This window comes from Mycobacterium sp. NPDC048908 (genome assembly GCF_043197955.1).
GTDB lineage: Bacteria > Actinomycetota > Actinomycetes > Mycobacteriales > Mycobacteriaceae > Mycobacterium.
The window spans coordinates 252,273-277,498 of the sequence record NZ_JBICUE010000002.1 but is presented as its reverse complement, the minus strand read 5'-3'; the positions used below and the strand labels follow the sequence as shown (position 1 = coordinate 277,498).

At 65.2% G+C, this 25,226-nt stretch carries 27 protein-coding genes and 1 pseudogene; 8 read left to right on the top strand and 20 right to left on the bottom strand.

What is annotated here, in order from left to right:
- The first annotated feature begins 4 nt into the window (after positions 1 to 4).
- Both ACGFK1_RS05840 and ACGFK1_RS05835 read left to right on the top strand, forming a co-directional pair.
- Positions 5 to 1,540: an amino acid permease gene (locus tag ACGFK1_RS05840; protein ID WP_393427000.1), complete on the top strand. Its 1,536-nt coding sequence runs from the start codon at positions 5 to 7 to the stop codon at positions 1,538 to 1,540.
- Positions 1,537 to 2,418, top strand: coding sequence for a universal stress protein (locus ACGFK1_RS05835; RefSeq protein WP_393426997.1), 882 nt, complete (start codon positions 1,537 to 1,539; stop codon positions 2,416 to 2,418). The genes ACGFK1_RS05840 and ACGFK1_RS05835 overlap by 4 nt, the downstream gene beginning before the upstream one ends.
- Before the next feature lie 51 nt (positions 2,419 to 2,469).
- Here ACGFK1_RS05835 and ACGFK1_RS05830 read toward each other — a convergent pair whose 3' ends face one another.
- The 4 genes from ACGFK1_RS05830 to ACGFK1_RS05815 form a co-directional block, all read right to left on the bottom strand.
- The gene (locus ACGFK1_RS05830) at positions 2,470 to 3,303 is read right to left on the bottom strand and encodes a mycofactocin-coupled SDR family oxidoreductase (RefSeq protein WP_393427861.1); all 834 of its coding nucleotides are present in this window, start codon (positions 3,301 to 3,303) and stop codon (positions 2,470 to 2,472) included.
- An 87-nt stretch (positions 3,304 to 3,390) separates the two neighbouring features.
- Complete coding sequence (locus ACGFK1_RS05825; RefSeq protein WP_393426994.1) at positions 3,391 to 4,632, bottom strand: arginine deiminase; 1,242 nt, start codon at positions 4,630 to 4,632, stop codon at positions 3,391 to 3,393.
- A 26-nt stretch (positions 4,633 to 4,658) separates the two neighbouring features.
- Positions 4,659 to 6,101: a basic amino acid/polyamine antiporter gene (locus ACGFK1_RS05820; protein ID WP_393426991.1), complete on the bottom strand. Its 1,443-nt coding sequence runs from the start codon at positions 6,099 to 6,101 to the stop codon at positions 4,659 to 4,661.
- 49 nt (positions 6,102 to 6,150) lie between these two features.
- Positions 6,151 to 6,984 carry an SHOCT domain-containing protein gene (locus tag ACGFK1_RS05815; RefSeq protein WP_393426988.1) on the bottom strand — a complete coding sequence of 278 codons (834 nt, stop codon included), beginning with the start codon at positions 6,982 to 6,984 and terminating at the stop codon, positions 6,151 to 6,153.
- 133 nt (positions 6,985 to 7,117) lie between these two features.
- Here ACGFK1_RS05815 and ACGFK1_RS05810 point away from each other — a divergent pair.
- From ACGFK1_RS05810 to ACGFK1_RS05800, 3 genes and pseudogenes are all read left to right on the top strand, one after another.
- Positions 7,118 to 7,237: pseudogene (locus tag ACGFK1_RS05810) on the top strand (hypothetical protein); the annotation flags it as partial.
- A 4-nt stretch (positions 7,238 to 7,241) separates the two neighbouring features.
- The gene (locus ACGFK1_RS05805) at positions 7,242 to 7,460 is read left to right on the top strand and encodes a hypothetical protein (protein ID WP_393427900.1); all 219 of its coding nucleotides are present in this window, start codon (positions 7,242 to 7,244) and stop codon (positions 7,458 to 7,460) included.
- Between the two features lie 189 nt (positions 7,461 to 7,649).
- Positions 7,650 to 7,937: a hypothetical protein gene (locus tag ACGFK1_RS05800; protein ID WP_393427899.1), complete on the top strand. Its 288-nt coding sequence runs from the start codon at positions 7,650 to 7,652 to the stop codon at positions 7,935 to 7,937.
- Between the two features lie 239 nt (positions 7,938 to 8,176).
- Here the strand turns inward: ACGFK1_RS05800 and ACGFK1_RS05795 are convergent, their stop codons facing one another.
- The 9 genes from ACGFK1_RS05795 to ACGFK1_RS05755 all read right to left on the bottom strand — a co-directional run bounded on the left by ACGFK1_RS05795 (position 8,177) and on the right by ACGFK1_RS05755 (position 16,482).
- Entirely contained in the window at positions 8,177 to 9,112 is a 936-nt protein-coding gene (locus tag ACGFK1_RS05795; RefSeq protein WP_393426985.1) for a cutinase family protein, read from the bottom strand.
- 32 nt (positions 9,113 to 9,144) lie between these two features.
- Positions 9,145 to 9,912 (bottom strand): hypothetical protein, encoded by a 768-nt coding sequence (locus ACGFK1_RS05790; RefSeq protein ID WP_393426982.1) that lies wholly within the window; start codon positions 9,910 to 9,912, stop codon positions 9,145 to 9,147.
- Between the two features lie 127 nt (positions 9,913 to 10,039).
- Positions 10,040 to 11,230: an elongation factor Tu gene (tuf, locus tag ACGFK1_RS05785; protein ID WP_393426979.1), complete on the bottom strand. Its 1,191-nt coding sequence runs from the start codon at positions 11,228 to 11,230 to the stop codon at positions 10,040 to 10,042.
- A gap of 89 nt (positions 11,231 to 11,319) precedes the next feature.
- A complete protein-coding gene (gene fusA, locus ACGFK1_RS05780) occupies positions 11,320 to 13,425 on the bottom strand; it encodes an elongation factor G (RefSeq protein WP_393426976.1) in 2,106 nt (701 codons plus the stop codon).
- Positions 13,426 to 13,497: 72 nt separating this feature from the next.
- Complete coding sequence (gene rpsG, locus ACGFK1_RS05775) at positions 13,498 to 13,968, bottom strand: 30S ribosomal protein S7 (RefSeq protein ID WP_066986953.1); 471 nt, start codon at positions 13,966 to 13,968, stop codon at positions 13,498 to 13,500.
- Complete coding sequence (gene rpsL, locus ACGFK1_RS05770) at positions 13,968 to 14,342, bottom strand: 30S ribosomal protein S12 (protein ID WP_007167812.1); 375 nt, start codon at positions 14,340 to 14,342, stop codon at positions 13,968 to 13,970. Before rpsL ends, rpsG begins: the two co-directional genes overlap by 1 nt.
- Before the next feature lie 412 nt (positions 14,343 to 14,754).
- Positions 14,755 to 15,342, bottom strand: coding sequence for a TetR/AcrR family transcriptional regulator (locus ACGFK1_RS05765; RefSeq protein WP_393426966.1), 588 nt, complete (start codon positions 15,340 to 15,342; stop codon positions 14,755 to 14,757).
- Between the two features lie 58 nt (positions 15,343 to 15,400).
- On the bottom strand, positions 15,401 to 15,937 hold the full coding sequence (locus ACGFK1_RS05760) for a DUF3558 domain-containing protein (RefSeq protein ID WP_393426963.1): 537 nt from the start codon (positions 15,935 to 15,937) through the stop codon (positions 15,401 to 15,403).
- A gap of 2 nt (positions 15,938 to 15,939) precedes the next feature.
- A complete protein-coding gene (locus tag ACGFK1_RS05755) occupies positions 15,940 to 16,482 on the bottom strand; it encodes a DUF3558 domain-containing protein (RefSeq protein WP_393426960.1) in 543 nt (180 codons plus the stop codon).
- 87 nt (positions 16,483 to 16,569) lie between these two features.
- Between ACGFK1_RS05755 and ACGFK1_RS05750 the strand changes: the two genes are divergently transcribed.
- The gene (locus tag ACGFK1_RS05750) at positions 16,570 to 16,944 is read left to right on the top strand and encodes a DUF3060 domain-containing protein (protein ID WP_393426957.1); all 375 of its coding nucleotides are present in this window, start codon (positions 16,570 to 16,572) and stop codon (positions 16,942 to 16,944) included.
- Position 16,945: 1 nt separating this feature from the next.
- The gene (locus tag ACGFK1_RS05745) at positions 16,946 to 17,350 is read left to right on the top strand and encodes a DUF3060 domain-containing protein (RefSeq protein ID WP_393426955.1); all 405 of its coding nucleotides are present in this window, start codon (positions 16,946 to 16,948) and stop codon (positions 17,348 to 17,350) included.
- Between the two features lie 14 nt (positions 17,351 to 17,364).
- On the opposite strand, the gene ACGFK1_RS05740 is transcribed toward ACGFK1_RS05745, so the two are convergent.
- The 7 genes from ACGFK1_RS05740 to ACGFK1_RS05710 form a co-directional block, all read right to left on the bottom strand.
- Complete coding sequence (locus ACGFK1_RS05740) at positions 17,365 to 18,147, bottom strand: crotonase/enoyl-CoA hydratase family protein (protein WP_393426952.1); 783 nt, start codon at positions 18,145 to 18,147, stop codon at positions 17,365 to 17,367.
- Complete coding sequence (locus ACGFK1_RS05735) at positions 18,144 to 18,875, bottom strand: PaaX family transcriptional regulator C-terminal domain-containing protein (RefSeq protein WP_393426949.1); 732 nt, start codon at positions 18,873 to 18,875, stop codon at positions 18,144 to 18,146. Before ACGFK1_RS05735 ends, ACGFK1_RS05740 begins: the two co-directional genes overlap by 4 nt.
- A 4-nt stretch (positions 18,876 to 18,879) precedes the next feature.
- On the bottom strand, positions 18,880 to 19,818 hold the full coding sequence (locus ACGFK1_RS05730; RefSeq protein WP_393426947.1) for a crotonase/enoyl-CoA hydratase family protein: 939 nt from the start codon (positions 19,816 to 19,818) through the stop codon (positions 18,880 to 18,882).
- Between the two features lie 88 nt (positions 19,819 to 19,906).
- Positions 19,907 to 21,535 (bottom strand): acyl-CoA dehydrogenase family protein, encoded by a 1,629-nt coding sequence (locus ACGFK1_RS05725; RefSeq protein ID WP_393426944.1) that lies wholly within the window; start codon positions 21,533 to 21,535, stop codon positions 19,907 to 19,909.
- Between the two features lie 9 nt (positions 21,536 to 21,544).
- Positions 21,545 to 22,654: a phosphatase PAP2 family protein gene (locus tag ACGFK1_RS05720; RefSeq protein WP_393426941.1), complete on the bottom strand. Its 1,110-nt coding sequence runs from the start codon at positions 22,652 to 22,654 to the stop codon at positions 21,545 to 21,547.
- Between the two features lie 78 nt (positions 22,655 to 22,732).
- A complete protein-coding gene (locus tag ACGFK1_RS05715) occupies positions 22,733 to 23,485 on the bottom strand; it encodes a deoxyribonuclease IV (protein ID WP_393426938.1) in 753 nt (250 codons plus the stop codon).
- Positions 23,486 to 23,544: 59 nt separating this feature from the next.
- Positions 23,545 to 24,120 (bottom strand): TetR/AcrR family transcriptional regulator, encoded by a 576-nt coding sequence (locus ACGFK1_RS05710; RefSeq protein WP_393426935.1) that lies wholly within the window; start codon positions 24,118 to 24,120, stop codon positions 23,545 to 23,547.
- 113 nt (positions 24,121 to 24,233) lie between these two features.
- Here ACGFK1_RS05710 and ACGFK1_RS05705 point away from each other — a divergent pair, with 113 nt between their 5' ends.
- A complete protein-coding gene (locus tag ACGFK1_RS05705) occupies positions 24,234 to 25,214 on the top strand; it encodes a zinc-dependent alcohol dehydrogenase family protein (protein ID WP_393426932.1) in 981 nt (326 codons plus the stop codon).
- The last annotated feature ends 12 nt before the right edge of the window (positions 25,215 to 25,226 follow it).

Below are 25,226 nucleotides of genomic sequence, written 5' to 3'. Positions count from 1 at the left end.
CGCCATGACCGCTCCATCACAGAGCCTCTCCGAACAACTACTGCGCCGCAGGCCTGTTGCAGGCGCGCCGGTCGCACACGGCGCCTCCGATCACCTGAAACGAAGTATCGGCACCTTCCAGCTGACGATGTTCGGCGTTGGCGCGACGGTGGGCACCGGCATCTTCTTCGTGCTGTCGGCGGCGGTGCCCGAGGCGGGACCCGCGGTGCTCATCTCGTTCCTCATCGCCGCGATCGCCGCCGGGCTGTCGGCACTCTGTTATGCCGAGATGGCGTCCTCGGTACCGGTATCGGGCTCGACCTATTCCTACGCGTACACGACACTCGGCGAGTTCGTCGCGATGGGTGTCGCGGCGTGCCTGCTCCTTGAATACGGCGTTTCGATCTCGGCGGTCGCCGTGGGCTGGAGCGGCTATGTCAACAAGTTGATGGACAACCTGTTCGGCTGGCAGTTGCCGCAGGCGCTCACGGCGGCGCCGTGGGACTCGGCCCCCGGCGTCGTGAACCTGCCTGCCGTGCTGCTGATCTTCATGTGCGCGCTACTGCTGATCCGCGGTGCCAGCGAGTCGGCGCTCGTCAACAGCATCATGGTGATCATCAAGCTGGGCGTGCTGGCGATGTTCATCGTCATCGCGCTGACCGCGTTCAATGCCGACCACTTCCACGGGTTCTGGGACAAGGGCTTCACGGGTGTGACCGCGGCGGCAAGCATGATCTTCTTCTCGTTCATCGGCCTCGACGCGGTATCGACGGCCGGCGACGAAGTCAAGAATCCGCAGAAGACCATGCCGCGCGCCATCATCGCCGCGCTCATCATCGTCACCAGCTTCTACATCCTGGTGGCGTTCGCAGGCCTCGGCACCCAGGATGCCGCCGAGTTCGGTTCGGACGCGCAGGCCGAAGCCGGGCTGTCGGTGATTCTCGAGAACATCACCGGTGGCACCTGGGCGAGCACGATTCTGGCTGCGGGCGCGGTGATTTCGATCTTTTCCGTGACGCTGGTCGTGCTGTACGGCCAGACCCGGATCTTGTTCGCGATGGGCCGCGACGGGCTGCTGCCCTCGATGTTCGCCAAGGTGAATCCGCGGACGATGACCCCGGTGAACAACACGATCATCGTCGCGGTCGTCACGGCGATCCTCGCCGGGTTCATCCCGTTGAACTGGCTGCTGGATGCGGTATCGATCGGCACGCTGGTCGCCTTCAGCGTGGTGTCGATCGGCGTGATCATCCTGCGGGTGCGCGAGCCGAATCTGGAGCGGCCGTTCAAGGTTCCTGGCTATCCCGTGACGCCGGTTCTGGCCGTCGCCGCGTGCGTGTGGATACTGTCCGGGCTGCGTTGGGAGACGTGGTTGGTATTCGGTGGCTGTGTCGGCGCCGTGCTGCTGTTCTACTTGATCTGGGGCCGCCACCACAGCGCGCTCAATGCCGGTGGGGCAGACGGCTATATCCCGACCGCCGTGCCGGGTGACGACGACGTCATGTTCGTCGATGCGCCGAAGGATCACCACTTCGTCTCGCCGCCGAAGGAACACCAATGACTGTCGTGGTCGGCTATCTGGCAGGCAAAGGCGGCCGCGCGCCGCTGTGTTTGGCTGCCGAAGCCGCCAAGACACTCAACACGACTCTGGTGATCGTCACTGTCGTACCGCGACCGTGGATGACCCCGTCGCTGGGCCGCATCGACGCCGAATATGCGCAATATGCCGAACAATTGGCCGCCAACTCGGCCAAGCAGGCCCAGGAGTACATCGGTGCCATCGCCGATGGCGTCGACGTCGCCTACCACAAGGTGGCCCACCGGTCCGCGTCGGGCGGACTGTTGGAGGCGGCGGCCGAACTTACACCAGAGGTACTCGTGCTTGGCTCTGCGTCCGGCGGCAGTCTCGGCCAGGTGGTGGTCGGATCGACGGCCGACCGACTGCTGCACTCGTCACCGGTGCCCATGGCCATCGCCCCCCGAGGCTACCGTGGCGCAAAAAACGGCAGTCTGAGCAGGATCACGGCGGCGTATCCCGGCACGCCGGAAACTTTGCACGTGGTCAAACGCGTTGCCGCGTTGGGTGAGCGGCTCAACGTACCGATGCGGGTCATCACATTCGCAATACGCGGCCGCACCATGTACCCGCCGGAAGTCGGGCTGAGCGCCGAAGAGTCGATCCTGGAGCAGTTGGCGTCACACGCTCGAGAAACCCTGGCGCAGTTGAAAACCGACCGCGTGGTCGGTGCGGATGTGGATTTGCAAGTGGTTACCGGCAACGGTTGGGACGAGGCGCTGGACGCGGCCGACTGGCAGGACGGTGATCTACTCGCGATCGGCACGTCGCCCGTTGGCGGAATTGCGAGGGTGTTCCTGGGTTCGCGCGGCTCGAAGATCCTGCGGCACAGCCCTGTTCCGGTGCTTGTGCTGCCCGGCTGACGACGATGCTGGCCGGCACGGCCAGATGAGGAGTCGGCCGCTACAACACCGCTAGTACTTCATGGTGCCGCGATCGACGGCGATCTGACTGCCCGAGATGGTCCTGGAGCCGTCACCGGCCAGCCACGCCACGACGTCCGACACCTCCTCGGCCGTCATGAATTCCTGCAACCCCTTCTTGCCCTCGTGATTCACCGGGTGGTAAGGCATCGGCGCGAAGCTGTGCAGGTACTGCGGATACTTGGCGAAGATCGCCATCATCGCTTCCTTCTCGACCATCGGCGTGTCGATCGAGTACGGATGAATGGAGTTGACTCGAATCCCGTACTCCCCCACTTCGATCGCCAACGCGTTCGTCAGCGCCACCAAGCCGTGCTTCGACGCCGAGTAGTGTCCGTTGCCGGGAGTTGCCTTCAGGCCCGCCGACGAACTGACCACGATGATCGATCCGCCGTTGCCCGCTTCGATCATCGCGGGCACCGCCGCCCTGATGGTCCGCCACGTGCCGTTGAGGTTGACGTCGATGACGGTGTCCCACTGCTCTTCGGACATCTCGAACATCCGGCCCCAGCTCAGCACCCCGGCGTTGGGGACGACGATATCGAGGCGGCCGAACTGCTCGACACCGTCGGCGACGGCCTGCTGTAGCGCGGGCAGGTCGCGGATGTCGACCTCGCGGGCCAGCACCTTACGGCCGGTGGCTTCCACCGCAGCCACTGTTTCGGCCAATTCGTCCGACGTGGCCAGCGGATAGCTGATGGTCTCCGAGATCGGGCCGCAGACGTCGATCGCGATGATGTCGGCGCCCTCGGTGGCCAACCGAATCGCATGCGCCCGGCCCTGGCCGCGCGCCGCCCCCGTGATGAAGGCCACTCGTCCTTCCAGGCCGCCGTTCGCTCCTGTCACCGCTGCTCCTTTCACGAGCCCGCGGACCAGGCTAACAGCGAACTGGAACGTGTTCTAGTACGGCTGTCAGGCGGGGTCCCGGATCAGCGGACAGGTCATGCAATGGCCGCCGCCGCGCCCGCGTCCGAGTTCGGCGCCCACGATGGTGACCACCTCGATCCCCGCCCTGCGCAGCAGCGTGTTGGTATGGGTGTTGCGGTCGTAGGCGAACACCACGCCCGGTTCGACGGCGACCAGGTTGTTGCCGCTGTCCCACTGTTGGCGCTCCGAGTCGTACGCGGTCCCGCCGGTTTCGACCACCCGTAACTTGCCGAAGCCGAGCGCGGCGGCCACGACTTCGACGAACGGTTTGGTGGCCTCGACCACCTCGACGCTGATGTCGTTGTCACTGGGGTGCAGCGTGAAGGTCTGAAGCGCATCCACAATGCCGGGATAGATGGTCACGACATCGCGGTCGGCGAAGGTGAAGATGGTGTCGAGATGCATCGCCGCCCTCAGCTTCGGCATACCCGCGACAATCACCTGCGTCGCCGCCTCCTCGGCGAACAGCCTCGATGCCACTTGCGTGATCGCCTGGCGCGACGTGCGTTCGCTCATCCCGATGATGACCACACCGTTGCCGGGGACCAGCACGTCGCCGCCTTCGAAGGTGGCCATGCCCCACTGCTTTTCGGGATCACCCCACCACACCTTCGAACCGACAAAGTCGGGATGGAACTCATAGATCGTCTTCATCAGCAGCGTCTCGTCGTGTCGCGCAGGCCAGAACAACGGGTTGAGCGTCAGGCCCCCGTATATCCAGCAGGTGGTGTCCCTGGTGTACAGCGTGTTGGGCAGCGGCGGCATCAAATACTCTGTGACACCGGTGCTTTCGCGCGCCAACGATCGGTAACCCGACCGCAGTTCGGCGGGCAGGTCGCGGGTCGACATTCCGCCGATCAGCAGCTCCGCGAGCTGGCGGGGCGCAAGTGAGTCCAGGTAGCCGCGGGTGTCGTCGACAAGCCCGAGCCCCACCTCGTTCGGTACGATCTTGCGATCGAGCAGCCATGCCTTAGCGGCGGGATCCTGCATCGTCTCGGTGAGCACATCGTGCAGTTCAACGACCTCGACATCGCGTTCGCGCATCTTGTCGATGAAATCGAAGTGGTCTCGACGGGCGTTCTGCACCCAGAGCACGTCGTCGAACAACAGGTCGTCACAATTGGTCGGGGTGAGCCGTTCATGCGCGAGCCCTGGTGAGCACACCAGGACCTTGCGTAGCTTGCCGACTTCAGAGTGAACGCCATAGGCCGCAGAGGTATTCGTCACCGTCGTTCCTTCCTCAGTCAGCACCACTAGATTTCGATCGCCCCAGTTGCCAGGGACACCACACCCGCGATGGCGCCGATGACGATCAGGACGAACAGCACCGCCTCGGCGGGCCTGAACACCCGTAGTCCGCGTTCCCGGCGCGCCTTGAAGTACAGCGCGGCCGCCGGTGCGTACAAGATGCACGACAACAAGAGCTTGTCCATACCGGCCGCGTAGACCAGAAACACCGTGTATGCCGTCGCCACACCGGCGACGATCATGTCTGGTACAAGCGACTTTCCGTCGTCGTAGGTGTCCCGAGTGATTGTCAGCTTCAGCGCGTAGGCGGCCGCCAGGAAGTACGGGATCAGCGCCAGCGCGGCGGTCAGGTCCAGCATGAAGTTGAGCGCGTCAGCCGAAAACAACAGAGCGATGAGCAACAGAGTGACGAAGCCGCCAGCCATGATGAGTGCGGTCGCAGGCGCGCCGTGCCGGTTGTTGCGAGCCAGGAATCGCGGCATGTCATCGGTCTTGGCGGGGATGTACAGAACCTCGGCGGCCATCAATGTCCATGCGAGGTAGGCGCCCAGCACCGACACGATGACACCGACACGGATGAAGATCGACCCCCAGGGGCCCACCACGGATTCGAGGACGGACGCCATGGAAGGTTGGCTGATACCGGCCAGTTCGCCCTGGCCCATTACGCCGTATGACACCAATGTCACCAACGCGAAGACGCTGAGAACACCCAGAAAACCGATGACCGTTGCCCGGCCTACGTCCTCTCGCTTGCGCGCCATCCGCGAGTACACGCTCGCGCCCTCGATGCCTTGAAACACGAATACCGTGATCAGCATCGTGCCGACGGCTTGGTCCCACACCGAGGAAGAGGTGTATTCCTTGTCGCCCCAGAAGTTGTCGGCAAATGTGCCGGCCTGGAACGCGACGATCGCGATCACGATGAACACCAGAATCGGCACGACCTTGGCAATAGTGACGATGTAATTGATCACCGCGGCGTCCTTGACGCCCCGCATCACGAGCAGGGCGAACAGCCACACGCCCACCGCGGAAACGATCACCGCGAGTACGGTGTCGCCGTCGCCGAATCCTGGCACCAGCGCGCTCATGGTCGCCGTGATCAGCACCCAGTAGAAGGTGTTACCCGCGCAGGCCGACGCCCAGTAGCCGATCGCCGAGTTGAAGCCGATGTAGTCGCCGAATCCAGCCTTGGCGTAGGCGAAGATGCCCGCGTCGAGGTTCGGCTTGCGCATCGCCAACCGCTGAAACACGAAGGCAAGCATCAACATTCCAGTGCCCGCGATGGTCCAAGCGATGACCGCACCGAGGACGCCGGTCACCACACCGAACCGGTGAGGCAGCAGGAACACTCCGGCTCCGACCATCGAGCCGACGACCATCGCGGTCAGTGTGGGGAGACTGACCTTCTCAGTTACCTTTTCGGGTTGCTCCGTAGCCGTCACGTCGCAAGAAGCCTATGCGACGGCGGGTGGGCCGCATTGCGAATTCCGGTTAAAGGTCGGACAGGATCTGCTGACGTTTCGCGTTGTACTCGTCGTCGGAGATGGCACCGGTGGCCCGCAGCGTTTCCAGTTCCTGAAGGCGCTGCGCCGTGGTCGGCTCGGGCGCAGCGGCATACGAGGGCGCCCCGGCAGGCGCGGGTGCCTGCGCCGCGGGCGCTTGTTGGGGTTCGGCAGCACGCCGGACCACGGCCTGCACCTGCGCGCGGGCCGCAGGGTTCGCGCGAAGATCGATCATGTTGTTGAGCCCGATACCGTTGGCCTTGAGGATCTGCAGGATTTCCATCAGCGGACCGGCCTGGCCACTGAGGTCGTAGGTCGTGTTGTCCTCGGCGATCGTGAAGTTCGCTGGCATCACACCGGCCACCAATGCGCTTCGCTCCCAATCGATTTGGTATTCGTTGGTGGCGGGATCGACGAGTGCGACCAACTTGCGGCTGGTGATCATCGGCAGCCGAGCGATCGACGCGATCACCCGGTCCTGGGTCGCGAACGGCGCGATGCCGGGACCGGAGATCTGCAGGTCGATCTTCACCAACGGCTGCTCGTTGATGCGGGTGCCGGTCTCATGGATGCCGACGACCTGCGCCAGCGCCAGCACGCCGCTCTGTTCGAGGGCCGCAGTCTTGGCGGCGGACTTTGCGCCGAAATTCGCCAGCGCCAACGCGATGAGCACGTCGGCGGCGGTGATCAGCAGCCCGACCCAGAACATCCACTTCAAGTAGACGCTTTGGCCCGTGGCGAAGTAGACGGCCAAAAAGATGGGGCCGACGAGGCCGCCGCAGATGAGCACCATGATCTGGGACTTGATGTACCGCGCCAACATCTGCCACGCTCCTGTCGTTTGCCAGCCTCGCGTGTCAGATTAGCGCCATTCGGGTCGTTGCGAGCCGTATCGTCGGGCCGTGACCGCGACGGAAGCACCTGTGCGTTACCGGTGGATCCTCGCGGCGGTGTCGATGGCGCTCTTCTGCGTGCAAATCGATTACTTCACCATGAATCTTGCGTTGCCGCGAATGGCGCTCGACCTCAACACCACCGCATCGGATCTGCAATGGGTGATCAGCGTTTACATGCTGGCCCTTGGCGCGTTCATGGTACCCGCAGGCCGGATCGGCGACATCTTCGGCCGCCACCGCGACGCTGGTGATCGCGTTCCGCGCGCTGCAGGGAATCGGCGCGGCGCTGATATTTCCGGTGTCTGTGAGCGTGCTGACGAACGCCTTCCCGTCGGCGCGCGCCAGCCACGCGATCGGGTTGGCTTATGGCATAGCGGGTTTGGGCCTGCGGCGGGTCCGCTGATCGGTGGGCTGCTCACCGAGACGGCCGGCTGGCGGTGGATTTTCTGGCTGAATGTGCCGCTGAGTTTCGTTGTGCTGGCGATCGGCTCGCGTTCGATCACCGAATCCTTCGACGAGGCGGCGCCGCGTCGTATCGATCTTGCCGGGTTGGCGCTCATCACCGTCGGAATCGGCTTGTTCACGTTGACATTTGATCGGAGCTCCGACGTGGGGTTGGCTGTCGGCGTCGACGATCGTGGCCTTCGGTTGTGCTGTTGCGGCGCTGGTCGTGTTCGTTGTCGTCGAGACCCGGGTTCGGTGGCCACTGGTCGATCTGTCGCTCATGCGCACTGCGCGGTTCACCACCCTTGTCGTCGCGGGCACCGTGGCCAACATCGCCTACGGCGTGACGATCTTCTTGTCAACGATGTATCTGCAACAGATGCGCGGACTCGATCCGCTGACCGCGGGTTTCGCGTTCCTCGGGCCGTCTGTGTGAGCCGCGCTGGGCGGTGTGCTGGCCGGGCGGCTCGCTGCGAACAGGCCACCGGTAGTCGTGATGGGCGTGACGACGGTTGCCGCGGCCGTGACGTTGACTGGCCTATGCGTTCGCGGCGGTCGCAACCCAGGCGGTCGTGCGACCTGAGCGCGCGGGTGAGGCCGCAGGCGTGACGCTCACCGCTTTGGTGACGCTGGCGGAGTCGGCGTCGCGGTGTCAGGAACGGTGCTCGAAATGCTTCAGCGCGCAGGGATGTCGCCAGCAGGCGCCGTCGACGCCATCGTGGTGGTACTCGCGGCGCTGTTGCTGCCCGCCGGGGTGGTGGTGTTGTTGACCGCGCGAGTATCCGGGACAACAGAAGTCGCCGGTTGAGGGGCAGGCCCGAGCAGGAAGTACAGCGGACCGGTCCACGGCAGGTCCTGGGTCTGACCGACTCCATAGCTGGTGTGCACCGCGACCCGCCGGGCGTATGCCGGTGCCGAGTCGTCGGCGTCTTCGGTGTAGTCGCAGACCGCGTCGTTCAAATTGCAGACGCTGATGGTGCGGGCGCCGATTTCTGGTGCCAGCGGTGCGGGTGCATGCGCGAGAATCGGCCAATCCTGCGCGACACCCTTGCCGCGCTCCGGGATGCCGCTGGCGGTGCCCAAGTTGAGGGTCGGGTCGTCCGGTCGGCGGTCGCCGTCGGCGATCAGCAGCACCGCTGCCAAGTTCGGGCTTGCGGTCAGCGCCTGCAGGTTCCGGTGGACGACCATCGCGCCCTGCGAGTAGCCGGCCAGCACGACTTTCGAGGCTGGGCACTGCGCGACGAAACTCGCGTACTGGTCGCCGAGCGCCTTCGCGCCAGTGTCGACACTGCCCATGAAGCCGAGCCAGGCACCGACGCCACCGTTCTCGTCGGGCACCGGCACCGCCGGATAATCGACCGCCTCAGCGGTCATGGTCCGGCCGTCGTGTTGGAGTCGCGTCGACAGGTCATTGAGCGATTCGTTGACCACTCTGCCCATGCCGTTGTAGGTGGTCAGGTCGGTACCCGTGCGTTCGCCGGATCCGGCGGCGCCGATCCAGTGCACGTCGGGGCACGCGGGATCCGCGGAGGCGGCGGCAGTCGACAGACCGACGAACGCAGCACCGGCGACCGCGGTGGCGCAGGCAACAGTCGTGACACGACGAAACATGAACCCCAACCCTTCTCGGCCCCTGCCAGGGCCTACGCGCAATTCATCGCCTCGTTCGCCGCGTTCGTTACACGCCCCCAGATGGGGCGGTGGGCCGCCGACGGTACGGTCGACGGCCCAGCGCGGACTATGGATCCCTTTCTTGTCGGCTCCCCGCCGCTGTTGCTGCTGCCGTCGTTGGTCCCGCCGGTGCTGGTGCTGCCGGAGTTGCCGTTGCCGCTCGAGGTGTTCGTGCTCAAGTGGTTGTTCGACAGATTGCCGGATCCGACGCCTGACACGCTGGTGGTGGCATTGCCACCGATGGCCGTGCCGCCGGTTGCGCGCCCGCTGGTGGCGCTACCGGTGGACCTGCCGCTGGTGACACTGCCGCTTCTGGCGTCGCCGCCTGCGCCGCCGAGGGCGCTCGCATTGCCGCCGTCCTGGTCGGTCGTCGCCCCACCGCCAGTGGCCGTTCCAGTGGTGCCGCCGCCGGCGGAATTCGGGCCGCCCGCAGCGACGTTGCCCGTCGGCCCCAGGTTGGCCGCGTCGACGGCCGCCGCCACCTCGGTCGCTATGCCACCGACCGCGACCGGAATCGCCGACCCACCTGCGGTCGCTCCGTTGAGGTTCGGACCACCGAGAGCGGCACCGAGGCCTCCGATGCCACCAAGCGCCGGATTGACGCCGACGGCCGGATTGACCGCCGCGCCTCCGACCGCCAACCCACCGATCGGGACACCCGCTTCTACGGCCGTGCTCACGCCGCTGCCACCGACCGCTGCTCCTGCGAGTGCCGGAGCGGCGTTGACGACCGTGGCCACGCCGAGGCTCAGTTGTTAACTCACGATGTCCAGTAAGGTGGCGCACCCGTCTCCGGCGGTCAGCATGTGCGCATACGAAAGCGGCGCCCACCCGAAGGTGAGCGCCGCTTCGCAGCAGAATCTCAGATCACTTGATGATCTTCGTGACCCGGCCGGCGCCGACGGTACGGCCGCCCTCGCGGATCGCGAAGCGCAGGCCCTCGTCCATGGCGACGGGCTGGATCAGCTTGACGGAGATGTCGGTGTTGTCACCGGGCATCACCATCTCGGTGCCCTCCGGCAGTGTCACCACACCCGTCACGTCGGTGGTGCGGAAGTAGAACTGCGGACGGTAGTTGTTGAAGAACGGCGTGTGCCGGCCACCCTCGTCCTTGGACAGGATGTAGACCTGACCCTCGAAGTCGGTGTGCGGCGTGGTGGTGCCGGGCTTCACGACGACCTGGCCGCGCTCGACGTCCTCACGCTTGATACCGCGCAGCAGCAGACCGACGTTGTCACCGGCCTGACCCTGGTCGAGCAGCTTGCGGAACATCTCGACACCGGTGACCGTGGTCTTGGTGGTGTCGGGGCGGATGCCGACGATCTCGACTTCCTCGTTCACGTTGATCACGCCGCGCTCGACACGACCGGTGACCACGGTGCCGCGGCCGGTGATCGTGAAGACATCCTCGACGGGCATCAGGAACGGCTTGTCGGTCTCGCGAACCGGGTCCGGGATCGACTCGTCGACGGCGTCCATCAGCTCCTCGACGGACTTGACCCACTTCTCGTCACCCTCGAGCGCCTTGAGCGCCGAAACGCGGATGACCGGAGCCTCCTCGTCGAACTCCTGGGCGGCCAGCAGCTCGCGGACCTCCATCTCGACGAGCTCGATGAGCTCCTCGTCGTCGACCGCGTCGGCCTTGTTCAGGGCGACCAGGATGTAGGGCACACCGACCTGGCGAGCCAGCAGCACGTGCTCGCGGGTCTGCGGCATCGGGCCATCGGTCGCGGCAACCACCAGGATGGCGCCGTCCATCTGGGCGGCACCGGTGATCATGTTCTTGATGTAGTCGGCGTGACCGGGGGCGTCGACGTGCGCGTAGTGACGCTTCTCGGTCTGGTACTCCACGTGGGAGATATTGATCGTGATGCCGCGCTGACGCTCCTCAGGCGCATTGTCGATCTGGTCGAATGCGCGCGACTCGTTCAACTCCGGGTACTTGTCGTGCAGAACCTTGGTGATTGCTGCGGTCAGCGTCGTCTTGCCGTGGTCAACGTGACCAATGGTCCCGATGTTGACGTGCGGCTTCGTCCGCTCGAACTTCGCCTTCGCCACTGTGTTGTCCTCCTGGACTGTGTTGGTGCTTGTTGTAAAGCAGTGTTGATCTTTGCAGTTGTGGTTCGCCGCGGTGACGACGGGTCAGATTACTGACCTGTCGCCTTTGCGATGATCTCCTTCGACACGTTCGCTGGAACTTCGGCGTACGAGTCGAACACCATGGAGTAGTTCGCCCGGCCCTGGGTCTTCGACCGAAGGTCTCCGACGTAGCCGAACATCTCCGACAGCGGCACATGCGCCTTGACGACGCGTGCACCTGCCCGCTCCTCCATGGCCTGGATCTGACCACGGCGGGAGTTCAGGTCGCCGATCACATCGCCCATGTAGTCCTCGGGCGTGGTCACCTCGACGGCCATGATCGGCTCCAGGATCACCGGTTGTGCTTGTCCCGCAGCCTTTTTCAGGACCTGCGAGCCGGCGACCTTGAACGCCATCTCCGACGAGTCGACCTCGTGGTAGGCACCGTCGAGCAGTGTCACCTTCAAGTTCACCAGCGGGTAGCCGGCGAGCACGCCGTACTGCATGGCGTCCTGCGCACCGGCATCCACCGACGGGATGTACTCGCGCGGGATACGGCCACCGGTGACCTTGTTCTCGAACTCGTAGGTGGCACCGTCCTCGCCGGTGAAGGGGTCGAGGTTGATGATGACCTTCGCGAACTGACCAGAACCACCCGTCTGCTTCTTGTGGGTGTACTCAACGTTCTGCACCGGCCGCTTGATGGTTTCCTTGTAGGCCACCTGCGGCTTGCCGACGTTGGCCTCGACCTTGAATTCGCGCTTCATGCGGTCCACCAGGATGTCCAGGTGAAGCTCGCCCATGCCGCCGATGACGGTCTGGCCGGTCTCCTGGTCCAGGTGCACCTTGAAGGTCGGGTCCTCCTCGGCCAGTTTCTGGATCGCGGTGCCCAGCTTCTCCTGGTCGCTCTTGGTCTTGGGCTCGATGGCCACCTCGATCACCGGATCCGGGAAGGTCATCGACTCGAGCACAACCTGCTGGTTCGAATCCGACAGGGTGTCACCGGTAGTGGTGTCCTTCAGGCCGATGACCGCGTAGATGTGCCCCGCTGAGGCCCTCTCAACCGGGTTCTCCTTGTTGGAGTGCATCTGGAACAGCTTGCCGAGCCGCTCCTTCTTGCCCTTGGTCGCGTTGATGACCTGCGAGCCGGAATCGACCGTGCCCGAGTACACCCGGATGTAGGTCAGCTTGCCGAAGAACGGGTGCGTGGCGATCTTGAACGCCAGCGCCGCGAACGGCTCGTCGGTGGTGGCGTGACGCACCACCTCGTCGTCCTCCTTGCCCGGCAGATGACCGGTGGCAGCCGGCACGTCCAGCGGCGACGGCAGGTAGTCGACAACCGCATCGAGCATCGGCTGCACGCCTTTGTTCTTGAATGCGCTGCCGCACAGCACGGGATAGATCTCGCTGGCAATCGTCAGCTTGCGAATTGCGCCCTTGATCTCCTCGATCGAAAGCTCTTCTCCGCCAAGGTACTTCTCCAGCAGCGCCTCATCGGTCTCGGCCACCGTCTCGAGCAGCTTGGTGCGGTACTCGTCGGCCTGCTCCTGCAGATCGGCCGGGATCTCGATGGTCTCGTAGGTCTCACCGAGCTTGGTCTCGCCCCGCCACACCTTGGCGTTCATCTCGACCAGGTCAACGATGCCCTCGAAGTCGCCCTCTGCACCGATCGGCAACTGGATCGGAACCGCGTTGGCGCCAAGGCGTTCCTCCATGGTGCGCACGGAGAAGTAGAAGTCGGCGCCGATCTTGTCCATCTTGTTGACGAAGCAGATGCGTGGGACGTCGTACTTGTCGGCCTGGCGCCACACCTGCTCGGACTGCGGCTCGACGCCCTCCTTGCCGTCGAACACGGCAACGGCTCCGTCGAGCACGCGCAGGTTGCGCTCCACCTCGACGGTGAAGTCCACGTGTCCCGGGGTGTCGATGATGTTGAGCTGGTTGTCTTTCCAGAACGTCGTCGTCGCAGCGGAGGTGATGGTGATACCACGCTCCTGCTCCTGCTCCATCCAGTCCATGGTGGCGGCGCCGTCGTGGACTTCACCGATCTTGTACGTGATGCCGGTGTAGTAGAGGATGCGCTCGGTCGTGGTGGTCTTGCCGGCATCGATGTGGGCCATGATGCCGAAGTTGCGGACCTTGCTCAGGTCGGTAAGCACGTCCTTCTGTGCCACAGAAGTCTTCTCTTTCGCTTGATCGTTGCTGTTGTCTTTACGCCAGCGGCTGCATTGCCGCGGGCGACTGAATCACCAGCGGTAGTGCGCGAAGGCGCGGTTTGCCTCGGCCATCTTGTGGGTGTCCTCACGCCGCTTGACGGAGGCGCCCAGGCCGTTGCTGGCGTCGAGGATCTCGTTCGCCAGGCGCTCGACCATGGTCTTCTCCCGGCGCTGCCGCGAGAAGCTGACCAGCCAACGCAGGGCCAGCGTGGTGGAACGGTCGGCGCGCACCTCGACGGGAACCTGGTAGGTCGCACCGCCGACGCGGCGGCTGCGGACCTCGAGTGCGGGCTTGACGTTGTCGAGAGCGCGCTTCAACGTGACCACAGGATCGGTGCCGGTCTTGTCCCGAGCCTGTTCGAGCGCACCATAAACAATGCGTTCGGCCAGCGATTTCTTCCCTTGCAGGAGAACTTTGTTGACCAGTTGGGTGACCAACTGCGACCCGTAGACAGGATCGTTGACCAACGGACGCTTGGGTGCGGGGCCCTTGCGCGGCATCAGCTCTTCTCCTTCTTGGCGCCGTAGCGGCTGCGGGCTTGCTTGCGGTTCTTCACACCCTGGGTGTCGAGCGAACCGCGGATGATCTTGTAACGCACACCTGGCAGGTCCTTCACACGACCGCCGCGCACCAGCACCATCGAGTGCTCCTGCAGGTTGTGCCCCTCGCCGGGGATGTAGGCGGTGACCTCAACCTGGCTGGTCAGCTTGACGCGCGCGACCTTGCGAAGCGCCGAGTTCGGCTTCTTCGGGGTGGTGGTGTACACGCGGGTGCACACTCCGCGACGCTGCGGGCTGCCCTTGAGGGCCGCGGTCTTGACCTTGGCGATCTTGTCGCGGCGACCCTTGCGGACCAGCTGCTGAATGGTTGGCATCTACCGGCTTTCTGTGTTGCTTCTTCTTCTTTAAGTCTCTGTACTGCTGTTATGTCCCGTTCACGTACCCCGCGATCGGGTGTGTCGCATGCGCCCGCCGCGTAGATTTTCTCTAGGCTTCGTGGACACGCGAATTGGCCCGGCGTGCAGGCATGCTTGTGAGTTTCACGTCGACAAGCGCCTTATCTGCCAGGCACGATCGTCCACGATACCAGGATTGGCGCAGCCCATCCAAACCGCCGACGGGCGCTCGCGCGAGAAGCGGACCAATACCGCTAGACCACCTAACCGCAGGTCAGGTCCCCTGCCCTACGCGCCTCTTCGCACAAGCGCTCTTCGCGCAAGCGCTCATCGTTGCCTTTCGCTCTTCGCGCAAGCGCTCATCGTTGCCTTTCGCTCTTCGCGCAAGCGCTCATCGCCTTTCCATGCCTGCCGCCAACCGCATCACCATGTCGGTGAACACGGCGTCCGTGTCGATCCCGCTCATCGCGCCGGTCATCTCCAGTAGCACGAACCCGTGCATCGCCGACCAGAACTCGAGCGCTGCGTAGAACGCCGCCTCGCCGTCCAGGCCGTAGGAGGCCAGCACCGAGATGACCGGGGCGGCGGCCGCCCTCGTCGCGTCGGTGAACTCCGGATCGTCCCCGCCCAGCGGCATCCGGGTGAACGCCGAATAGCGGCCAGGATGGTGATGGGCGTAGCTGCGGTAGGCGCTGGCCATCACCGTCACCGCATCATCGCGGGTCCGACCCTCGCCGACGGTGTTGAGCATCTCGATGATGTCGCCGACCACCCGCATCCGCACCGAGCGACGCAGATCCTCCAGGCTCTGGACGTGGTTGTACAGCGACGGGCCCTTGGTGCCCAACTGGGTGGCCAGCGCGTTGATGGTCAGCGCGTCCCAGCCCTCACGGTCGAGGAACGTCAGCGCTGCGTTGACGATCGAGTCGCGGCTGAGCCGGGCGTGGCGTCGGCCGCTCGCTGCCTGCGGAGCCGCCATGCCGCCATCCTTCCGTCGAACTGATCAGGCAAAACTAACACCTCTAGTTTCCCGGGGTTCAGTTGACGCGCTCTTGACTGAGCTCGGCGAGTTGGCCAGTGATCGTGCACAGATCGGGCAGCATCGCCGGATTCATCGTCTGGATCGACCAGGTGATGACATCGCCGCCTTTGGCGACATAGATACTGCAGGCGTTGTCGTCGTAGGCCTTGAAACCCTTGTTGCCGTCGACGGACAACTCGGTCAGCGTGCGACCCGCCTGCTGCTCCAGCGTCCGCTCGGTGTCCATGTCACTGCCGCGATACCACCACGTCGAAATGCCCATGCCCTGGCCGAAGGTGCCGAGCACGGTGTTCTCCTGCCAGAAGCATCCGGCATCGCTGACCACCGCCTTGGTGAACATCGAGGAGCCGACGGCCTTGGTGACGTCGGCGTCGGTGACGCCGTTGCAGTCCGCGCTGCGGAACCCACCGCTGGGCGGCGGTGCCGATGGCGGGGCGGACGCCGCGGGCGGATCCGCCGGACCGCAACCGACCGCCAGCGCCGCGACGGCTAGCGCGGCAACGCACGCCGAGAACTGCCTTCCAGCGGTCACGATCACAAGTCCGACTGCAGCGTGGCGGTGAGCAGTTTTTCGGCGTCCGTGCACGGGTCGCCGCTGTGTTCGCCGCGGAACTGGACCCACCAACTGAGCACCCCGGTGCCTGCCGCCGCGGTGGCCGAGCACGCTGCCCCGACGGTGTCGCGACGGGCAAGGAATGCCTGATGCCGTTCGACGACCTTGTCGGTGAGGGTGGCGCCGCGCTGTAAGGCCAGCGCCCGTTCGCGGTCGAGGGTGCCGGTCTCGTACCACGAGAACGTGACGTCGACGATTCTCGATCCGCGCGCGAGCACGTACTGGCAGACCGCTCCGCTGTACGGCCGCACGATGTGGTCGGCGCCGAGCGTCTGCTGAATGGAACCGTCGACCAACAGGCCGCACCGGTCGTCGACATACCCGTAGCTGCGGTTGGGATCAGGCACGTCGGCGTGCGCCCGAAGCGCGCTTCCGTTGACGGTCTGCGAACACCCCGCGACGGCCACCACCGCTGTGACCGCGGCAACGGCGACCGCGGCAAAATAACGGGCACGCCAACGCATCGGCCATCACGCTACCCAGCAGCGTCAACGAAGGCGACTCATGCGAACCACTGTCCCGAGCGCCGACGCCCGTCGTAGGCTCCGTGCATGACATCGAAGGTGGTGGGTCGGTCACTGGCGGCATGTGCGCTGACGTTCCCGGTCGCGGTCGGCCTCGGCGCGCCAGCGGCCCAAGCAGCGAACGACACGCACATCACCGGACAGGGCATCAACCAGACCATCGACTGCAATCAGTCGACGCTGTTCGTCAACGGCACGTCCAACACCATCTACGCACTCGGCAGCTGCTGGGCGGTGACGATGCAAGGTTCCTCGAACGTCGTCATCGCCGACAACATCGTCGACAACGTGATCGTGTACGGCAGCGAGCAGACAGTGTTCTACAAGAGCGGGGATCCGGTCGTGTGGGACCGCGGCCGGGAACTGGGCATGGTCAACCGCATCGATCGGGTGCCTGCCTGACATGCGCGTCGCGCCCGTCATCGCCTGTTGCGCTTTCGCCGCGGCCGCATTCGGCCTGACGGCCTGCGGGTCGGAAAGCAAGGACACCACCTCACCGACGGCGACCGCGGGCTCATCGGGCGCGCAGGTCGAGATCGGCAACACCATCAACTACGGGTCATTCGGGACCACCGGCGAACTCGACTGCGCCGACGGAAAGTCGCTGAACGTCGGGGGCTCGAACAACACCCTGACGGTCAAAGGCACCTGCGCCAACGTGAACATCGGCGGCGCCGACAACAAGATCACCTTCGAGAAGGTCGACAAGGAGTTGTCCGTCGTCGGCCTCAACAACATCGTCACCTACTCCGACGGCGACCCGAAGATCAACGACACGGGGTCGAACAACAAGATCAGCAAGGGCTGAGAAGGCTGATAAGGCTAGGCTTTCGCGCCGTGCCGTCCGGCGCCATCTGCGAATCGTGCTGCGCCGGCTAAGGATTCGGCCGCCACGCGCGAGATGCTTGCGAATTCGAAATCCATGGCGTCTGCTTCTGAGGAACCCCATTGGTTCAATGCCGACAGCCGGTCGGACCGCATGCACTGCTGGGGCAAGTTGGCGAGTTCGGCGGCGAGCTCCTCGGCGCGTTGGCGCGCTTCACCTTTGGGCACCACGCGGTTGGCGAGACCCATCACCAAGGCCTCCTGCGCATCCACTGCGCGGCCTGTGAGGATCATGTCCATCGCCCTGCTGTGGCCGATCAGTCGCGGCAGTCGAACTGTTCCCCCGTCGATCAGTGGCACGCCCCACCGCCGGCAGAACACGCCGAAGACGGCGTCCTCCTCGACGACACGCAAGTCACACCAGATCGCCAACTCGAGCCCGCCCGCGACGGCGTAGCCGCTCACCGCGGCGATCACCGGCTTCGACAGCACCATCCGGCTCGGACCCATCGGACCCGGGCCGGTTCGATGCACCTGGTTGGCCTCTGGCGTGCCCATCGCCTTGAGATCGGCTCCGGCGCAGAATGTTCCGTTGTCACCCCACAGCACCGCGACCGACGCCGAATCGTCCCTGTCGAACGCGTTGAACGCCTCGTACAACTCTGCCGCGGCGGCGCCGTTGACGGCGTTACGCGCCTCCGGCCGGTTCATGATCACCGTGGTGACGGGCCCACTGCGTTCGACCCGTACGCCACCTGAGCCCGCCGCACCACTCGTCACGTCGCCTCCATCAATTCGATACCGTCGCGCCGCGCGACCAGTTCGGCGGCGAAATTCATGTAGGCCGTCCGCAGGGCGTGACCGGGCCAGTGTTGAGGCAAGAGCTCCTGGGGTAGCACCGGATCCGTCAGCAGGTGACGCACCATGGCGGCCGCAGCGACGAATCGGCCGGGAATGTCCGCGGTGCCTGCCATTTCGTCCAACAGCTCCCTGCCGATGCGCACCCATCGCGGAAGGTCCCACAACTGGGCGGCAAGCTCGGCGGGTGCGTCATCGCGAGACTGCAGCACCCGCACCCGGTCCAGCACCTCGGCTCCCAACTCGATGTCCAGATTGTTGGGCCGCAGCCAGACCCCCTCCCGCAGTTCGGCAAACCGCTTGTCCTGCAGTGTGGTCCGCAGCGTCGCGCGGGTTTTGGCGTCGATGCCGATGCTGGTGATCACCAGCGTGGTCCAGGTACCGTCCCAGGTGCGCGGCCGCGGATTGATCGCGTCGTCCTGGCGGCGTTGGCGCGCCAGCAGTCGATCGGACAACCGGTAACCATCCTGGGATCGCACCAGGTCACCGGCGCTCACCATCCTGGTCAACGCGACCCGCACCGTCGGCTCGCGGATGTCGAAATCAGCTGTCAGCCTGATGAGCTCGCTCGCGGTAGCCCAGGCCGGGTGCGCGCCGAGCAGCACGCTCAATACCACCGACCGGGCCGTCATCCGCGAAAGGCTGGGCATCGCCTTAGACTCCCGACGCCTTCCGGCCGTGATCGCCGAACGGTTCGTCGCGCTGGCGGACCGCCTCCCTGAATCCGTGCGCACGGGACTGCGCGACGAACGCGTGTCCCTCGGGCGTGTGCCGAGCGATGCCGTCGAAGACCGTGGAGATCATCGCGCTGTTGGCCGTGCCCTGGTTGTACAGCGCCGAGTTCATCGCCAGCTTGACCATGATGAGCTGGTTGATCGGGACCGCCGCGATGCGTTCGACCAGTCGCTCCGTGCGCTCGTCGAGGTGTTTCGGATCCGGCGCCTCGACCGCGAGTCCCCATTCGGCGGCCTGCGCGCCGGTGATGCTATCACCGGTCAGCAGAAGGCGTTTGGCCCGCTGATCGCCGAGACGATGCGCCCACATGCCCGCCGCTGGCACACCCCAGACGCGTGTCGGCGGATAGCCGATCTTGGCGTCTGCGGCCGCGATGACCTGGTCGGCGTGCAATGCGATGTCGGTGCCGCCTGCGACGCAGTAACCGTGGATCTTCACGACCGTGGGTTTGTCGGCGTGCATCAAACTGGAGAAGCCGCGGACGAATCGACTCATCATCTGGTAGTCGATCATCGGGTCCCATGGCTGATCGGGCAGATGGTTGATCGCTTGCGTCTTACCGGAAAGCACGGTGTCCTTGTACGGGCTGCCGCCGCCCGCCGACGACGAGCCCTCGGCGTACGCCGACAGGTCGAATCCCGCGCAAAAGCCTTCGCCGCGACCGGAAACCAGGATCACGTGCACGTTGGGGTCCAGGTCGGCGCGTTCGACGAGCGCCGACAGTTCCAGCGGTGTGTCGGCGACTATCGCGTTGCCCTTCTCGGGCCGGTTGAAGGTGATGCGCGCAACCCGATCGGTGACCTCGTAGGTCATAGTCTTCAAGTTGTCGAAATCGACCGGCCTGATGGCGTGCGTCATAGCGTGGTCCTCTTCCCTCGCGAGCAGACGCAAACCTGCCCAAAAATCCCGAAAAAGAGGCAGTTTTGCGTCTGCTCGCCGAGAGAAATCATCCCTTGACCATCGCACGCTCGAGGATCGGCGCGAGATCCAGCCCCGTCGGCATGGTCCCGAACGCGCCGCCCCACGCCCCGCCCATCCGGGTGGCCAAAAACGCCTCCGCGACGGCGGGGTGGCCGTGGCGCACCAGCAGCGAGCCCTGCAGCGCCAGGCTGATGTCCTCGGCGATCTTGCGGGCGCGGTATTGAATTGTCTCGAGATCAGCCAAGGCGGGCTTCAGCGCGGCCGCATGAGCATCCAGGCGCGGATCCTGCCCTGCTGTCCTGGCCAGCTCGTCGAACAGCACGTCCACGCACTCGGGCCGAGTTGCCATGGCGCGCAACGTGTCCAGCGCGCTGACGTTGCCGGAGCCCTCCCAGATTCCCATCAACGGCGCCTCCCGGTACAGGCGCGGCATGCCGGACTCTTCGACGTAGCCGTTTCCGCCGAGGCATTCCATCGCTTCGGCGGCATGCGGGGTGGCGCGCTTGCACACCCAGTACTTGCTGGCCGCCAGGCCGATGCGACGCAGCAGCGTCTCGCGTTGATCGCCTCGCACCGCGGCGTCGGTGGCACCCGCCATCCGCATCGCGACGATGGTCGCGGCCTCCGCCTCTACCGCGAGGTCGGCCAGCACATTACGCATCAACGGCTGGTCAATCAGGTACTCGCCGAACACCTTTCGATGTTGCGTGTGGTGGATGGCGCGGGTCAGGCCGCTGCGCATGCTGGTGGCGCTGCCCAGCGTGCAGTCGAGTCGGGTGAGGTTGACCATCTCGATGATGGTCGGCACGCCGCGGCCCTCCTCGCCGACGAGCCATGCAGTGGCGCCGTCGTATTCGACCTCGCTGGAGGCGTTTGCGTGGTTGCCGAGCTTGTCCTTGAGCCGCTGCAGGAACATCCGGTTGCGGCTGCCGTCGGGCAGGATCCGCGGCAGGAAGAAGCACGAAAGGCCGCCGGGAGCTTGCGCCAGTACCAGGAAGATGTCGCACATCGGCGCCGACGTGAACCACTTGTGCCCGCGCAGCGAGTAGCTGCCGTCGCCATTCGGCGTGGCCTGCGTGGTGCCGGCGCGCACGTCGGATCCGCCCTGCTTCTCGGTCATCGACATGCCCGCGGTGATGCCCACCTTGGTGGCGGGCACCTTCAACTCGGGGTCGTATTCGCGACTGGTGAGCAGTGGTTCGTACACCGCGGCCAGTTCCGGGTTGTGGCGCAGCGCGGGCACGACGGCGTACGTCATCGAGATCGGGCATACGTGGCCGGGTTCCGGCGTCCACGCCGACATCTTGGCGGCGCGCACGACATGGGCGCCCGGCCGCTCGTCGGCCCACGGCGCACCGTGCAGGCCATGGCGAATCGCCGCCCCCATCAGTTCGTGGTACGCGGGGTCGAACTCGACCTCGTCGACGCGGTAACCGTAGCCGTCATGGGTGTGCAGGATCGGCTGGTTGCGGTCGGCCAGTTCGCCCCACCGCACCGCCTGCGTGCTGCCGGAGAGCGCCCCGAGCTCGGTGACTTCCTCGAGGCCCCACTCGCCGCCCTCGCGGATCAGCGCTTCGGTGAGGACCGGTGATGTCGCGGGGTTGTGGTTCTCCAGGGTCGGGACCTGGTTGGTGACGACGTGCGTGTCTGGCATGCCTTCATATTACAGTTTCACGACAGTCGCACAAGAGTTGTAACACTCATCGGCGGGGGGCCCGTCGGCCGACCGTCTTCGCCACGATTCGTACCACCGCAGCAGGGCCACCACCACGGCGGCCAGCAGCCAGCCGAGCAGGATGTCGACCACATAGTGCTCGGCGGTGTACACCAGCGTGAACGCCATCACCAGGACGTAGGCCACGAGAAGTAGACGCCACGTGCGCGCGACTCTGGTCCACAGGAACGCCGCGATCGCGGCGGTCAAACCGGCGTGCAGCGACGGAATCGCCGCCACCAGGTTGACGCTGGCCTGGCCCTGGTCGATCAACGCGCTGGCCGTCTGCAGGTTGAGCTTGCCCCAGCCTCGGCCGACGATTCGCTCGACCCAATCGTTGGCGCCGTTCTGCGTCGTGTGCATCGCGCCGAGCAGCCCTCCGTCGGGAACGCCTCGGGCCGGGCGGAACATGCACTGGGGCCCTGCCGGCCCGCCGTCGACGTCGGATGCGGTGCACCTGGCCGCCGCCCACGGCGGCGCCGCGGGCAGCAGCGCATAGATCAGCAGCGCCGTGAACGACAACCCGACGAACAAGCGGACGAACGCCTTCCATTCATCGCGGTCACGTAGCCACAGCACCGCGGCGACGATGTACGGAAGGATGAAGAACGACATGTAGACCGTGCTGATCACGATCTCCCACCAGGGCGGCAAGGGCTGCTTGAGGCGCTCCTGCAGCCACACCGTCGGCACGGTCCCGAAGAACAGCCAGCGATCCGCATCGACCTGCCAGTGCCACATCGTTGGCCGTCCGAGCAGCGTCGCCGCTCCCCTGCTCAGGTCATACGCGACGAGCACCAGCGCGAATGGCAGCCAGTCGCGGATGACCAGCAGCATGCGACGGCCCTGACCGATGCTGGCTGCCAGCAGACCGGTGCAGATGTAGAGCAGCACCAGTTCGCGGTTGAACGCGAAACCCGTTGTGATCGTTCGATAGACGATGAAGACGGCCCATGCCGCAACGGCGGTGCGGCGGAGGATGGTCAGCCGGCGGTTGCGCGAACGGTCCGCTTCCTGTGGGCGGACCAAGTCAATTGGCGAGTCATCGACTGCCGACACTCAATCGAGCGTAGTTCACCAAGACGACACCGCAGGTTAGGTGACCGTTCGGTAACCGAAACGTGCCTTTGGAAACAATCAGTCCAGGTGTTCGCGCAGAAACGCGATGTCGTCCTTGCGTCCCTCGTCAGCGGTTTCGCAGATGACCGGTGCGTCGGCGGCCTTGACGACTGCGACCAACAGCTCAGGATCGATCTGTCCGGAGCCGAAGTTCGCGTGCCGGTCGGCGCCCGAACCGGCGGCGTCGCGAGAGTCATTGCAGTGCACCAGGTCGATTCGGCCGGTGATGCTCATGATTCGCTCGACCGCGTCGATGAGTTTTTCGCCTGCGGCCCATGCGTGGCAGGTGTCGAGGCAGAAGCCGATGCCCTTGTCGCCGATGTGGTCCCAGAGCCGGGCGATGGTATCGAAGTGCCTGGCCATCGCATGGTCACCGCCCGCGGTGTTCTCCAGATAAACCGGCACATCCGTTTCGAGATAGTCCAGCGCCTTGCGCCAGCGCTCGAAGCCCGCCTCCCAGTCGTTGTCGTCGGCATGCCCGCCGTGCACGATCACCGCGGTCGCGTTGATCTGGGAGGCCGCATCACAGGTGGCCTGCAGGATCTTGCGCGACGGGATGCGCACCCGGTTGTTGGCCGAGGCCACGTTGATCAGGTAGGGCGCATGAACGTATAACGGCATGCTCGATGCCTTCAAGACTTCGGCGTCCTCGCGCGGTTTGGGCTTCTTCCAGCTCTGCGGGTTGCCGAGGAAGAACTGCACCACTTCCGCACCGTCGGCCGCGGCGTCGGCCAAGGGGTCATCTCCGTGAACATGCGAACCGATAAGCACGGTTCGAGTCTAGTGAGGACGTCCGACGTCGGCGGGGCCCACTTGGGTCGAGGGTGACCTCACCGAAGGGCGTCGTCGATCAATTGCGCGGCCGCCGATCGAGCGTGCAGCAGCGCGGCGGTGTCGTTGAGCGACGTCGCCAATGCCGTCGCGCCTTCGAACAGGACCATCAACTGGTTGCCGAGCGCGTAGGGGTCGCGGGCGCCGGCTTCGTCGGCCACCGCGATCAGCCGCTCGGTGAACCGCCGCTTGTGCGCGCGGACCAAATCGTCGATGGTGGCCCACGCGCCCGCCGACTCGACCGCGGCGTTGTGGAACGGGCAGCCACGGAATCGTTCCAGCGGCGGCACGTCGAAGATGGCCAACAATCGCTCGCGGGGGCTCAGGTCCGAACGGCCCAGTGGGCGCTCCATCGGTGTGCCCGACTCGTCAAGTGCCCGCAAATAGTTTTCGACGAGCTCGGTCTTACTCGAGAAATGTTGATAGAGGGTCCTTTTCGACACGTTCGCGTGTTGGATGACCGCCTCGACTCCGGTGGCGTTGATGCCGTTGCGATAGAACAGCTTGGCGGCGGCAGACGCCAGACGCTCCCGCGCTCCCCTACCCCCGCCGCGCGTCGAGGCCTCGCTGGTCATGGCCGTAAGTATACCGATCGGTACATTCCCAAATATGGGTAAATACACTCGGTCTAGCACTATGGATACCGATCGGTGTACTTTGAGCGTGGCATCCAAGCAGGGAGGGTCCTATGCGCCATCTTGTCCTGACCGAGTTCGGGCAGCCCGACAAATCCGTCCACCTAGCGGACAGCAGCGAAGCGGCGCCTGGGCCCGGCGAAGTATCGGTCCGTCTGGAGGCCGCCGCCATCAACCCTTCCGATCTACTGCTCATCGAAGGCAGATACCTCGTACGCCCGCACCTGCCTGCGACCGTCGGCGCGGAGGGCGTCGGCATCGTGACGGCCGCCGGAACCGAAGTCGACAGCGGCATCATCGGTAAGCGGGTGATCCTGCTTCCCACATACGAATACGGCACCTGGTCGGAGCAGGTCGTGGTCAACGAGAACGACGTCGTCGAGGCACCCGACGCCGATCCGCTGCAGTTGGCGATGGTGACCATCAACCCGCCCACCGCGCATCTGCTGCTGGAGCGCGCCGATCTGAAGGTCGGCGACTGGGTCGGACAAACCGCGGCCAACTCGGCCGTCGGTCGCCTGGTGGTGGCGCTGGCCAAGCGGCGCGGACTGAAGACACTGAACGTGGTGCGCCGTGATGAGGCCGCAGCCGAAATCCGCCGCGCCGGCGGCGACGTCGTCCTCGTCAGTGGTCCGACGCTGGCCGCCGACATCGACCGCGAACTCGACGGCCGACAACTCGGGCTGGTCCTGGATCCGCTCGGCGGCACCCTGGCCTCCGATCTGATCGGCGCGCTGAAGTTCGGCGGCACCGCCGTGACGTATGGCTCGTTGACAGCCGCGCCGACCGGGCCGTCGTCGGCCGCCCTCTTCACCAAAGAGGTTCACTTCACCGGCTTCTGGCTCGGCAACTGGTACGCGCAAGCGCCGCGACACGAAGTGGTCGAGACGCTTTCCTATCTCACCGGTTTGGTGGCCGATGGCGCGCTGACGGTGCCGGTTGAGGCGACTTATCAGCTGAGTGACTACCGCAAGGCCTTCGAGCACGCCCAAACCACCCAACGGGGCGGCAAGGTTCTGTTCACGTTCGACTGACACGGAGACGAG